General features: G+C 34.9%; 8 protein-coding genes. 2 read left to right on the forward strand and 6 right to left on the reverse strand.

All coding sequences use genetic code 11. The annotated features are described in order from the left end of the window. The first annotated feature begins 8 nt into the window (after positions 1 to 8). Positions 9 to 2066 (forward strand): OmpA family protein, encoded by a 2058-nt coding sequence (locus ABS764_RS00940; RefSeq protein ID WP_408079031.1) that lies wholly within the window; start codon positions 9 to 11, stop codon positions 2064 to 2066. Positions 2067 to 2235: 169 nt separating this feature from the next. Further along, entirely contained in the window at positions 2236 to 2790 is a 555-nt protein-coding gene (locus ABS764_RS00945; RefSeq protein ID WP_408079033.1) for a fasciclin domain-containing protein, read from the forward strand. 83 nt (positions 2791 to 2873) lie between these two features. On the opposite strand, the gene pheT is transcribed toward ABS764_RS00945, so the two are convergent. The 6 genes from pheT to recG form a co-directional block, all read right to left on the reverse strand. After that, complete coding sequence (pheT, locus tag ABS764_RS00950; RefSeq protein WP_408079035.1) at positions 2874 to 5294, reverse strand: phenylalanine--tRNA ligase subunit beta; 2421 nt, start codon at positions 5292 to 5294, stop codon at positions 2874 to 2876. 123 nt (positions 5295 to 5417) lie between these two features. Next, entirely contained in the window at positions 5418 to 6281 is an 864-nt protein-coding gene (locus ABS764_RS00955) for a bestrophin family protein (protein WP_408079037.1), read from the reverse strand. Between the two features lie 112 nt (positions 6282 to 6393). Further along, the gene (locus ABS764_RS00960; RefSeq protein WP_408079039.1) at positions 6394 to 7704 is read right to left on the reverse strand and encodes a TolC family protein; all 1311 of its coding nucleotides are present in this window, start codon (positions 7702 to 7704) and stop codon (positions 6394 to 6396) included. A gap of 6 nt (positions 7705 to 7710) precedes the next feature. Next, a complete protein-coding gene (locus tag ABS764_RS00965; protein ID WP_408079041.1) occupies positions 7711 to 10812 on the reverse strand; it encodes an efflux RND transporter permease subunit in 3102 nt (1033 codons plus the stop codon). A 115-nt stretch (positions 10813 to 10927) separates the two neighbouring features. Then, a complete protein-coding gene (locus ABS764_RS00970; protein WP_408079043.1) occupies positions 10928 to 11989 on the reverse strand; it encodes an efflux RND transporter periplasmic adaptor subunit in 1062 nt (353 codons plus the stop codon). 212 nt (positions 11990 to 12201) lie between these two features. Further along, positions 12202 to 14313 carry an ATP-dependent DNA helicase RecG gene (gene recG, locus ABS764_RS00975; protein WP_408079045.1) on the reverse strand — a complete coding sequence of 704 codons (2112 nt, stop codon included), beginning with the start codon at positions 14311 to 14313 and terminating at the stop codon, positions 12202 to 12204. Positions 14314 to 14407 lie beyond the last annotated feature (94 nt).

Consider the following 14407-nt stretch of genomic DNA (forward strand, 5'->3'; position numbering starts at 1 on the left):
TGACAGCAATGAAAAGAATATACCTTATTTTAATTGTATTTACATTACAATTTACTCAGGCGCAAACACAGGATTTACAAAGAGCCAAACGCTTATTTGACAGAACATACTATAGCGAGGCTATTCCGGTATATGAAAGAATTATAGAGAGGAACCGCTCTTTAGAAGTGGTAAAAAACTTAGCCGACAGCTATTATTATACGAGTGATTATGCGAATGCTCAGCGACAGTATCGTTTTTTGATTTCCAGATTTCCCGAAGCAGCTGACGCTGAATATTATTTTAAATATTCGCAGACTTTAAAAGCATCCGGAAATTATGATGAAGCCAATAAAGTATTACATGATTATTATTGGAGTACCAATAACCAAAAAGCAATTGAGAATCTTGAAAAAGAAAATTTAATTTTAGAAAATATCTCGGCTTTAGGTAATCGGTTTGCTATTAAAAACATGAATATCAATACGCCAAATTCAGAATTTGGTGCTGTTCCTTTAGGAAATAAACTTGTCTTCTCAGCTGTAAAACGAAAGCCTTTTACTTTTGAAAAAGTGTACAAATGGAATAATGAGAGTTACTTAGATATCATGTCGGTTTCACTTAAAAATGTGAATGTTGATTCTATTAAAAAGTTTGCTGTCGAATTAGATTCTCCTTTGCACGAATCGAATGCTGTTTTTACAAAAAACGGAAAAACAGTATATTTTACACGTAATAATTCTAAAGACGGTGCAAGAGTTAAAAACGAAGATAAAGTTTCTGTTCTTCAAATTTTCAGAGCTGAATTGATTGATGGAAAATGGCGAAATATAACCGCTTTACCTTTTAATAGTGATAATTATTCAGTGGAACATCCTGCTTTAAGTCAGGATGAAAAAACCTTGTATTTTGCTTCAGATATGCCAGGTTCTTTAGGTTCTTTCGATATTTACAGTGTAGCTATTTTAGGTTCAGATTATGGAATCCCTAAAAATCTTGGATCCAAAATTAATACGGATAAAAAAGAACAGTTTCCGTTTATTTCAAAGGATAATAAACTCTATTTTTCGTCAAACGGTCATGCAGGATACGGCTTCATGGATGTTTTTGTTTCCGAAATAAAAAACAACGAATTTACGGCTCCTTTAAATGTTGGTTTACCGGTAAATTCAGGTTATGATGATTTTTCATTTGTAATTGATTCCGATAAGCAACATGGTTATTTTGCTTCGAACCGGAAAGGAGGAAAAGGAGCTGATGATATTTATGAAATTAGTGAAATTCAGCCTTTAGTAGTCGAAAATTGCATGCAGTATATATCAGGAATTATTACCGATACCGATACGAAACTTCCGCTGAATAAAGCTATAGTGAGTTTAAAGGATGTAAGTGATAAAGAAATTCAAACAGTGATAACTACTGCCGACGGGCGTTTTTCTTTTTCAGTAGATTGTGAAAAAAGTTATGCTGTACACGCTTCTAAAGAGGATTATACAAAATCTTCTAAGTTCTTAAAATTGTATAAAGACAGAAAGAAAATCAATGATGCTTCAATGGCTTTAAAATCTCCTGAAGCTGTTAAAAAAGAAGCCGCAATCCTAGCAGAAAAAGCTAAAATTGAAAAAGAAACTGCAGCTAAAAAGGCAGTTGCAGAAGCTGAAATCAGAAAAAAAGAGAAGATTGCCGCTATTGTTGCTGCCGAAAAAGATATTGTTAAAGACAAAGAGCGTTTATTGATTAAAACGGATCCCATTTATTTTGATTATGATTTATGGTACATTAGAAAAGAATCAAAACCAATTTTGAATAAAGTAATTGATTTGATGAAAAAATATCCGGAAATGGTAGTCGAAATAGGTTCTCACACCGATAATCGCGGAAATGATAAATACAATTTAGATTTATCAGCCAAAAGGGCTAATTCTACCAGAGATTATTTTTTAAGTCAAGGTATTCCTGCCAAGCGAATTTTTGCAAAAGGCTATGGAGAAACCGTTCAGATTATAAAATGCCAGCCAAGTGAATCCTGCTCCGAAGAACAACACGAATTGAATCGTAGAAGTGAGTTTGTGATTAAGAATTTATAAACAGGATTTAAAAAAGAGAGTAAAATGAGGTTCACAGAACCTCATTTTTTATTTTATATTGTTTTTAATGATTTAAAAATAAGCAGCTTATATTTTTTTTGTTTTTTTTAAAACCAAATCGAATCTATTGCCGTAAATGCTTTTATATAACTTTAAAAAAAGTATCATTATGAAAACCAGAAAATTTTTATCAGTAGCATTTTTTGCATTAGTATTTGGAGCCACTTCGTTCGCTCAGAAAACAGTAACGGTTGGTGGAGCTCCAATGTATCCAACTAAAAATATTATTGAAAATGCTGTTAACTCTAAAGATCATACTACATTAGTTGCAGCAGTAAAAGCAGCCGATTTAGTAGAAACTTTACAAGGAAAAGGACCGTTCACCGTTTTTGCCCCAACAAACGCCGCTTTTGATAAATTACCAAAAGGAACAGTGGAAACTTTATTAAAACCGGAAAACAAAAAAATGTTGCAAACCATTTTAACTTATCACGTAGTAGCGGGAAAAATGAATGCATCAGATATTGCAAAAGCAATTAAAGCCGGAAATGGAAAAGCGACTCTGAAAACAGTAAGTGGCGGAACTTTGACAGCCTGGATGAAAGGAAAAAAATTATATGTTACCGATGAAAAAGGAGGAATGTCTCAGGTTACAATTGCTGATGTAAATCAATCTAATGGTGTAATTCATGTTGTAAATGCTGTTTTGTTACCAAAATCATAGTTGTTTGTTAATAGATTAATTGTTAAAAAGAAAAACCCATTTGCCGCGGCAAATGGGTTTTTTGATATTCCGGTATTTTATCTTTATCTCAAACTGGCTCCCAGTTCTGTTTCAAAATTCTTTTGTAATTTGCCCATGATTTTATCAATCTGAGCATCAGTAAGTGTTTTTGAATCATCCTGAAGAATAAAGCTTAAAGCATATGATTTTTTTCCTTCCGGCAAGTTTTTACCTTCGTAAACATCAAAGAGATTAATATCTTTCAACAGACTTTTTTCTGTTTGTCTGGCAATAGCATAAATACTGTCGTAACTTACACTTTGATCGAGAAGCAAGGCTAAATCTCTTCGCACTTCAGGATATTTAGTGATTTCGCTGTATCTGATTTTGTTTGGAATTGTTTTTAAAACAGTTTCCCAGTTAAAATCAGCATAAAAAACCTCTTGTTTGATTCCAAAGTGTTTTAGGATTGATTTTTTTACAACACCAAATTCTACCAATACATTATGACCGGTACCTATAGCAATTCCTTCTGAGAAAACATCTGATTTTACAGGACTGTTTTGTGTTTTATGAATTCCTAAACGTAATAAAACTGCATCAATATATCCTTTGAATAAAAAGAAATCTGATGGTTTTTGAGGATTTGTCCAGTTTTCCTGATTTTTGTTACCGGTTAAAAATAAAGTAAGATGTTTTTGTTCTTCATATCCGGAAAGAAATTTATGGTAGGATTTTCCAAATTCAAACAATCTTAAATCGGCATTTTTACGGTTAATATTATAGGCAATAGCTTCTAATCCTGAAAATAATAAGGATTGACGCATAGTAGCTAAATCATTACTTAACGGATTTAACATGGTTACATTATGCTCTTCTTTTAACATCTCAGAAAGCTGAACATACGAAGCTGTGGTTAATGAATTAGCCATCATTTCGTGAAAACCTTGTGAATTCAGTTGGTTCCCGACAATATTCTGAAGTTTGTAGTCCTCGTTTCTTGGTGCGTTAAAAACGGTCGCATTCAGTTTGTTTGAAAAATCAATTTTATTGTAACCGTAAACTCTCAAGATTTCTTCAATAACATCAATTTCTCTCTGAACATCCACGCGGTAAGCAGGGATTGTAAGACCTAATCCGGCATCTGATACACTGTTTACTTTTATGTCTAATGAAACTAAGATTTGTTTGATAGTGTCTTTTGGTATTTTTTGACCAATAATTTTAGTCACTTTATCAAAATTCAAAAAGACGGTGAAATCCTCAATTTTTTTAGTATAAATATCTGTAAGCTCAGAAGTTATGTTTCCACCGGCAACTTCCTGAATCAATAAAGCAGCACGTTTTAAGGCATAAGCTGTTATGGTAGGATCAATTCCTCTTTCAAATCTAAAAGAAGCATCCGTGTTTAACTGATGTCTTTTGGCTGTTTTTCGAATGCTGACCGGATTAAAATAAGCACTTTCTAAGAAAATTGCAGTAGTATTGTTGGTAACACCAGAATTTTGCCCGCCAAAAACCCCTGCAATACACATTGGACCTTTATCATCACAAATCATCAGGTCTTCTTCATGTAGGGTTCTTTCAACTTCATCCAGAGTGGTGAATTTTGTACCCGCTTCAACTGTTTTTACATGAATTTTACCATTAATTTTTGCAGCATCAAAAGCGTGTAATGGCTGACCTAAATCATGCAGAACATAATTGGTTACATCAACAATATTATTTTTTGGATTGATTCCAATAGCTTTCAGACGATCCTGCAGCCATGCTGGTGAAGGTTTAACCGTAATTCCTGAAATGGTAACACCACAATAACGTGGGGCTAAAAGCGGAGCATCAACTTTAACATCTATTTTTAAAGTACGCATGTCTACTCTGAAATTACTCACTGATGGTGTGATTAATTCAACGCTAACTCCGTTTTGCAATAATCCGGCTCTCAAATCTCTTGCTGTACCTAAATGGCTCATCGCATCGGCGCGATTTGGCGTTAAGCCAATTTCAAAAACTTCGTCATTTTCTATTTTGAAAACTTTTGCCGCCGGAGTTCCGGGAACCAAATCCGGGTCTAATACCATTATTCCGTCATGACTTTCTCCTAGACCTAATTCGTCTTCAGCGCAAATCATTCCGTGACTTTCCTGTCCGCGGATTTTTCCTTTTTTTATGGTAAATGGATTTCCTTCTTTATCGTATAATACGGTTCCAATAGTAGCTACAGGTACTTTTTGACCGGCGGCTACATTTGCAGCACCACACACAACTTGTATTGGAGTTCCGGTTCCTACATCAACTGTGGTCACTTTTAGTCTGTCAGCATCGGGATGTGGTTCACAAGTAAGTACATGTCCTACTACGATACCTTCTAATCCTCCTTTGACAGATTGATATTTTTCAACAACTTCTACTTCAAGACCTAAATCAGTCAGTAATGCTGCTGTTTCTTCTGAATTCCAATCGGTTTTAATGAATTGTTTTAACCAGTTGTATGATATTTTCATTTCTAAATTTTAATAAGGTTGCAAATATAAACATTGTCAGCCGAGCTTCAAAGTTATTAAAGTCTCTTTTTGTTATTTAAAATGAATGTAATTTTGAATTTTCAAAATTGATTTTTATATAATCTAAAGCAATTCTTCTACATGTTTTTTTATGTTTTCGGCAATTTTAGCAGTAGGTAAATCATTTGCATCATGTCCAAATGGTTCTTCAATTTCCTCGGCTATAAGTTCTAAACTCGCCAATACATAAAAAATAAAAACAACTACCGGAATAACAAAATACCCCAGATTAAAAACATAACCAAAAGGCAGTGTCATGACATAGAAAAAAATAAATTTTTTAAGAAATACACTGTAAGAATAGGGAATAGGTGTGTTTTTAATTCGTTCACAAGCACCACAAATATCTGTAAAAGACTGAATTTCGCTGTTCAGAATAATCAATTGGTCGCCTGTGATTTTTTGATTTTTATACAGCTCATTAATTCTCATAAATATCATTTTTGCCACCTGATTAGGACGGTGATAATGATGATCTGCAGGCAGGATAATATCTTCTGATAATTGCTTACTTGTTTCTTCATCTTTTAAATGTTTATTCAAAATAGAAGCATAACCGGGAATAATTTTTCTAAAGAAAGCGCGGTCTTTTTCATCATCTAAAATAGCATGAAGCTTTAAGGCTAAATTACGGCTGTTGTTGACTAAAGCGCCCCATAATTTACGTCCTTCCCACCAGCGGTCGTAAGCAGTATTGGTTCGGAAAACCAATAAAAGCGAAATAACAAATCCCAGCATGCCGTGCATTATAGAAATGTTTTTTACGCGGCTGTCTTCAGGCAAGTCCCAGTATTCGAGTTCGAGATAAGCTACTGCCGCCGAATAAAATCCGATTAACAGAATTAAAGGAAATAACTTTCGGAAAGTATCAGCTTTGTGAAAACGGAATACAAAAGTAATCCAGTCTTTTGGGTCGTATGAAATCATATCAGTTAATTTAGCGTAAAATTAATTTTTTATTGTGGCATTTTAAATAAATAAACCTCAAAAACGACTTGAAAAAGCTGTATTTGAGGTTTTAATTTGTCGGGTATATATTTTAATAATCCAGTTTTCCGGCTAATTCTTTCAGAGCGATTTCGGATAATTTTGCCTGAAACTGAGCATTGCTGTAACGAACGGTTGCATTGACATAATTCAATTGTGCGGTTCGGAATTCTAATGTTGTAATCGTTCCAATGTGGAATTTGTCCAGCGTGATGTCCAGATTTTTTTTAGCAATTGCCTGATTTGTTTGTTCTAATTCAATGAGTTCTAAATTGGTTAAATAAGTTTGAAAGGCGGTAGCCAGCTGCGTTTCAATATTTAGATTTTGCTGTTCTATTTGTAATTTAGCATTATCAATCGCCAGATGAGCTATTTTTTCATTCCGATGTTGGGCAAAGCCGTCAAATAAATTCAGTGAAGCACTAAAACCATAATTAAACCCTCTTGCCGAAGATTGGGTGGTAAACCCTAAACTGGATTGTGTTTCAGAAAAATTATAACCAGAGCTGACTCTTATTGTGGGGTATCTGGTTGATTTTACTTGTTTCAATTGCAGTTCGGCAACTCTTTTATTGATGATTTGTGCTTGTAATTGTGGGTTTTGTTTTTGTGCCAACTCACTTAATTTATCCAGTTTTAAAGCTGAATCTACGTTAAAAATATCATTTACTATAAAATCAATTTTGGTATCTCTGGCCAGAATCTGATTTAAGAGTGTTTTAGTATTGGAAAACAATTCTTTTTGCCTGAGCAACATCACTTTGTCAGTATTCAAATCAACTTGTGCATTTAAAACCTCCAGTTTTGAAGCTTTGCCGATGCTAAAACGATTCTCGGCTAAAGCTAATCTCTGATTGGAAATGACAAGAGTTGAATCTAAAGCGGCTAATTGCTGTTGTTGTTGAACTAAATCAAAATAGGTTTCATAAACATCGCCAATTTTAGTTAAAATGCTCAGTTTTAATTTTGATTCCCCCAACTTTTGAAGTTCCTGAAATTGCGCTCTTTTGGCAAACATACTCATGCCGTCAAAAATCGTCCAGCCTAAACTCACGCCGTAATTCAGACTGTTGTTTTTAGCATTATTTAAGCTGTTTTCCGTTCCGTCAATTCGAATTTGGGATAGATTCTGAATGTTGTTGTTATCCACTACATTTGCAGTCAGTGTGGGAAGCATTCCTGCATTACCAATAGTATTATTAGCCTGATCTGCTTTTAAATCATTCGTTGCAATTTTAATTTCGTAGTTGTTTTCTAATGCAATTTTTAAAGCATCTTCAATCGTCAGCATTTGCTGTGCCCGCAGTGATGTTGCTGAAAGAAGTATTAAAATTAGTAACTGATAGCTGTTTTTTAACTTCATATCTTTTTAATGCTTTTTAGTTTCCTGCTCATATTCTTCGATACGATCAAATTCAGGATAATGTTTTCTGGCTCTGGACCACATAAAATAAATAGCCGGAATCACAAAAAGGGTTAATGCTAATGAAAAAATAGTTCCTCCGACAATTACAACTCCCATTCCAATTCTGCTGGTTGAAGCAGCTCCAAGAGACATGGCGATTGGCAAGGCTCCTAAAGCTATGGCTAAACTCGTCATCAAAATTGGGCGTAAACGCGCTTCTGAAGCTTCCATAATGGCCTCATATTTAGATTTTCCCTGTTCGCGTAATTGATTAGCAAATTCGACTATCAAAATACCGTTTTTGGTTACTAAACCAATCAACATAATAGTTCCTATCTGGCTGAAAATATTCCAGGTCTGATCAAAAAGCCATAATGAAAATAAAGCTCCGGCAACTGCCATTGGTACGGTAAGTATAATAACTAAAGGATCGATGAAACTCTCAAATTGGGCTGCTAAAATGAGGAAAATTAATAATAGTGCTAATCCAAATGCAAAAGAAGTATTGGAACTGCTTTCTACAAAATCTCTAGATTCACCACCCAAATCGGTTGTAAAGGTATCGTCTAAAACTTTTGATTTTATCTGATTCATGGCTGCAATACCATCGCCAATACTTTTGCCCGGCGCAAGTCCTGCAGAGACTGTTGCCGACATATACCGATTGTTATGATACAATTGTGGCGGATTGCTTTGTTCTTCCACTTTTACCACATTATCCATCTGAATCAGCTGTCCTTTGTTGTTTTTGACAAACATAGAAGTCAAATCCAATGGTTTGGAACGGTCTTGCTGATCAAACTGACCAATTACCTGATATTGTTTTCCGTTTTTAATAAAATATCCAAAACGCTGACCACTTAATGAAAGCTGCAATGTTTGTGCAATATCAACTATCGAAATACCTAAACTCTCTGCTTTTGCACGATCAATGGCTACATTTAGTTCTGGTTTATTGAATTTTAAATTTACATCGGTAATTGAGAAAACTTCACTGTTGCCTACTTCTTCCATAAATAATGGAATTTTTTCACGAAGTTTCTCAAATGTAGGTGCCTGAATGATATACTGAATAGGTAATCCACCACGCCTGTTTACTGAGATGGTGGGTTGCTGGATAACAGATATTTTAGCGTCCGGATATTTTTTAGTCCATTGCGATAATTTATCAGCAATTTCTTTTTGGGATCTGTCTCTTTCATCCGGTTGCGTTAATGAAAGTCTGATAAAGCCGGAATTGGCAGCCGCACCTCCGGAATTAGGAGCTGTAAGTACCAGACTTACTTTTTTCTCAGGAATAGAATCGTCTACCAGTTGTGAAATCTCCTGCATAAAACGATTAGTATATTCATAAGTTGATCCCTCAGGTGTGGTCATACGCATTACTACAGAGCTTCGGTCATCATAAGGAGCTGTTTCTTTAGGAAGTATGGTGAAAAATAAATAAATCATTCCAAAACAGACAATCAAAATAGGAAAACTAATCCACTTTTTATTCATAAAAGCCGACAATGATTCGGCATAACCGCTGTTTAGTTTCTCAAAATAGGGTTCTGTTTTAAGGTAAAATTTTGATTTTTTCTGTTTGCCGCCTTTCATTAAATAGGCATTCAGCATCGGGGTTAAAGTCAGGGACACAAATGCCGAAATTAAAACAGCAGAACCAATAACGACACCAAATTCACGGAAAAGACGACCTACAAATCCTTCTAAAAAGATTACCGGTAAAAATACCGCTGCCAGTGTTACTGAAATTGAAATTACAGCGTAGAAAATTTCGTTGGAACCTTTTATTGCCGCTTCAATTGGTGACATTCCTTCTTCTACTTTTTTGAAAATATTTTCGGTTACTACAATCCCGTCATCGACTACTAAACCTGTTGCCAAAACAATCGCCAAAAGGGTTAATACATTAATAGAAAATCCCAACAGCCACATAATAAAGAAAGTAGCAATTAAGGAAACAGGGATGTCAATTAAAGGTCTGAAAGCAATTGCCCAGTCTCTGAAAAACAGATAAATAATAATGATTACTAAAAGAATCGAAATTCCTAGTGTTTCAACTACTTCTAATACTGATTTTTTTACAAAAGCAGTATTGTCTAAGGCAATATTGAGTTTGATATCTTTAGGTAAATCCTTTTTTAACGCCTCATATTTTTTATAAAACTCTTTTGAAATATCTAAATAATTAGCGCCCGGCATGGGTACAATAGCCATCCCAATCATTGGAAGTCCTGATGATGTTAATCCGCTTTCAATATTTTCAGGTCCCAGTTCAGCAGTTCCAATGTCACTAAAACGAACAATTTTGTCTCCGTCTGTTCGGATAATGATGTTGTTAAATTCTTCGGCTTGGGATAAATTACCAATCGTTTTTACGGTAAGTTCAGTATTTTTTCCGGTCAGTTTTCCTGATGGTAATTCTACATTCTGCGCATTTAAAGCATCACGAACTTCAGAAACAGTACAACCATAAGCGGCTAATTTTACAGGGTCGATCCATAAACGCATCGCATAGCGTTTTTGTCCCCAAATCTGAACGGCACTAACACCCGGAATAGTTTCTAAACGCTGAGAAATTACATTTTCGGCATAATCACTTAATTCCATTTGGTTACGGCTGTCACTTTGTAAAGTCATCGAAATAATTGACTCGCTATCGGCATCTGCCTTGGAAACTACCGGAGGAGCGTCAATGTCTTTAGGTAGGTTTCGAACGGCCTGCGAAACTTTGTCACGGACATCATTTGCTGCATCTTCTAAGTTTTTATCCAGATTAAATTCGATGGTGATATTGCTGTTCCCCTGATTGCTCGAGGAAGTAATATTCCGAATTCCGTCAATAGCATTTACCGCTTTTTCAAGAGGTTCGGTGATTTGGGATTCAATAATATCCGAATTAGCTCCTGTGTAAGATGTTTTTATGGAAACCTGAGCCGGATCAATGGAAGGGAATTCGCGTACTCCCAAAAAAGTATAACCAAGAAAACCGAACAATATGATTAAAAGATTCAGTACAATGGTTAATACGGGTCTTTTTATACTTGTGGTTGATAAACTCATTTTTTTTTTTGAATTATAAATTATAAATTATAAATTATGACTTATGAAGTATGATTAATGAATTATGAGTTTCAAATGCGAATTGATTTTAAAACTTATAATCTAAATTCATAACTTATAACTTTACTTTCACTTTCACTGGCGTACCATCTTTTAAAGACATTACGCCACTTGTAATTAGTGTGTCTCCTGCTTTTAATCCGGAAAGAATTAAAATCTCAGCAGCTGTTCTTGTAGTTGCTTCAACCATCACTTCTTTGGCTTTTCCCATATTTGAAATGTATACTTTTTTCCCTTCCTGAACAGGAATTATGGATTCTGATGGAACTACAATAGCATCTTTGATAATGGCTAAAGGTAATTTTACATCGGCAAAAGTACCGGGAAAAAGTTTTCCGTCGGCATTGTCAGCAATAGCACGAATTTGTAATGTTCGGGTCGCTACTTCTACCTCTGGCTCTACAGCATAAATTGCAGCTTTATACACTTTGTCAGATCCTGAAACTGTAAAATCAATAACAGCATCCGACTGCACCTGAGAGGCATACTTTTCAGGAATAGAAAAAGTAATTTTTAATTTAGCCGTATTGACTAATTTTGCGACTAAAACAGCAGGAGTAATATAAGTTCCTACGGATATAGAACGCAAACCTATTTTTCCTGAAAATGGCGCTCTAACAACAGTTTTCGCTAACTGGGCTTTTATTAATTGGCTTTGTGCTTTTGCAGAAGCATATTCGGCTCTGGCCACATCATATTCTTCCTGACTTATGGCTTCTTTTTCTAATAAAAGTTTGGCTCTTCTTTCATTTTCGGCGGCTAAAGTCTCTTTGGTGGTCGTCTGACTTAGTTGTGCTCTTAATTCAGAATCATTTACTTTAAATAATAATTGCCCTTTGGTTACCTGACTTCCTTCTTTAAAATTGATGCTTTCGACAATTCCTGAAACTTCTGAGCGAATTTCCACCTGCTCATTGGCTTCAATAGAACCTGATAAAGAAAGATTATTATCGAAAGTTTGTGGCTGTATTATAATCCCGTCAACATTCACCGGACCTTTAGTATTTGATTTGTTTTTAGAATTTTCCGAATCATTTTTATTTTCCATAACCCGATAGGTCACAAATGAACCCAATCCTATGATTAATAAAGCGTAGATTAAGTTTTTTATTTTCATATAAAAGATTTGTTTTTAAAGCGCTGTATTCTGTTTTTTTTTGCAAGTTAATTTTTATTTAATTGCGGTAAATAAAAATAGTTGAATTAAATACAATTTAACCGCAATAAATAAGTGGGAACTGTTGACTAATAGCTGGTTTGACTTGTTTTTTGTACAAAGGTTTATTTGAATTATTAAAAATAAAAATAATACTTTTAAAAGAGGGAGTTTTAACTAATGTAGTTCCAGATGTTTTTTTTCTTCGTCAATTCCAGATAAACAGCTTTTAAGATAGCATGTTCCGGTTTTTGTAAAGGAGCATCTTCAGAAAGTATTTTTATAGCATGCGCTCTTGCCAGAGATAAAATTTCCCTGTCTTTAACAATATCGGCTATTTGAAGATTGAGTACGCCGCTTTGCTGGGTTCCCATAAGATTTCCTGGGCCCCGCAATTTTAAATCTACTTCTGAAATTTCAAAACCATCATTAGTCCGCACCATTGTTTCCATTCGGGTTTTGCTGTCAGCACTTAGTTTATGACTGGTCATCAAAATACAATAACTCTGATCGGCACCACGTCCTACACGACCACGCAACTGATGCAATTGAGAAAGTCCAAAACGTTCGGCACTTTCAATAATCATTACGGATGCATTAGGTACATTTACACCTACTTCGATAACGGTAGTGGCTACCATAATGTTTGTTTTTCCTTCGGAAAAGCGTTTCATTTCGGCATCTTTATCGGCTGGTTTCATCTTTCCATGAACAATAGAAATGGCATATTGTGGTAAGGGAAAATCTCTCGAAATACTTTCGTAGCCATCCATTAAGTCTTTATAATCCATTTTTTCCGATTCCTGAATCAACGGATAGACAATGTAAATTTGGCGACCAATAGCAATTTCGTCCCGGATAAATTTCCAGACTTTTAACCGGTTACTGTCATACCGGTGAACTGTCTGAATTGGTTTTCGCCCCGGAGGCAATTCGTCAATTACAGAAATGTCTAAATCACCATACAAACTCATCGCTAAAGTACGCGGAATAGGAGTAGCGGTCATCACTAAAATGTGTGGCGGAATATTATTTTTCTTCCACAATTTAGAACGCTGTTCTACGCCAAAACGATGTTGCTCATCTATAATTGCCAGACCTAAATTTTTAAATTTCACTTTGTCTTCCAGTAACGCATGAGTTCCTATAAGAATTTGCAAAGTTCCGTTTTCCAGTGCTTCATGAATGATTTTTCTTTCTGAAGTTTTAGTAGAGCCCGTGAGTATTTTTATGTTTATATTCAGTTTATTAGCTAATTCTGAAAGTCCTGCAAAATGTTGATTGGCTAATATTTCTGTGGGTGCCATCAGGCAGGCCTGAAATCCGTTATCCATAGCCAACAGCATGCTCATAAAAGCGACAATGGTTTTTCCTGAACCTACATCGCCTTGTAATAAACGATTCATTTGAGCATTGCTGCCCATATCTGTCCTTATTTCTTTTATCACCCTTTTTTGGGCATTGGTAAGTTCAAATGGAAGATGGTTTTGGTAAAAATCATTGAAAAATTCACCTACTTTAGTAAACGGATGCCCTTTAATTTTATGTTTCTGAATCAGGTTTTTCATAATTAGCTGGAGCTGAATGAAAAATAATTCTTCAAATTTTAATCGGAATTGGGCTTTCGCCAAAGCTTCGGCACTTTTTGGAAAATGAATATTGAATAAGGCTGCGTTCTTTGGGATTAACTTCAAGTTTTGTATTAAGTAATCAGGTAAAGTTTCTGAAAATAAAGCTTGTGTTTCTAAAAATAATTGCTGCATCATTTTACTAACTGTGCGATTTGAAATCCCCCTGTTTGTTAGTGTTTCTGTAGAAGGATACACGGGCTGCATCGCTGAACGCAAACTTTGTTGATGTTCACTCCATAATTCAATTTCAGGATGAGCCATGTTGTACATACCGTTGAACGAAGTACATTTTCCAAAAATGACTATTACTTCATTTAATTTCAATGATTCGCGAATCCATTTATGCCCCTGAAACCAGACGAGTTCCATTTGTCCGGTGTCATCTGTAAATGTGGCTACGAGACGTTTTCTGCCTTTGGCAAATTCGACAGTTTTAATATTGATTATTTTTCCAATAATCTGAACCTCGGCAATGTTGTTTTGCAATTCATTAATCTTATAATAACGGGTTCTGTCAATGTAGCGATTAGGATAAAAATTAAGTAAATCCGCATATTTATGAATTCCTAATTCCTTACGCAGCAGTTCGCCTCTGCTGGGACCAACGCCTTTTAAATATTCGATAGGAGTAAGCAGGAGATTATTAGAAGACATGAATTGTTTTTAGAATTTAGATTGCATATTTAACCGAAGATAATTTAGACCAATCTTTAAATTGAAAGACGAAGATAGTTTTTAATTAGGAATT

Source organism: Flavobacterium plantiphilum, assembly GCF_046000495.1.
Taxonomy (GTDB): Bacteria; Bacteroidota; Bacteroidia; order Flavobacteriales; family Flavobacteriaceae; genus Flavobacterium; species Flavobacterium plantiphilum.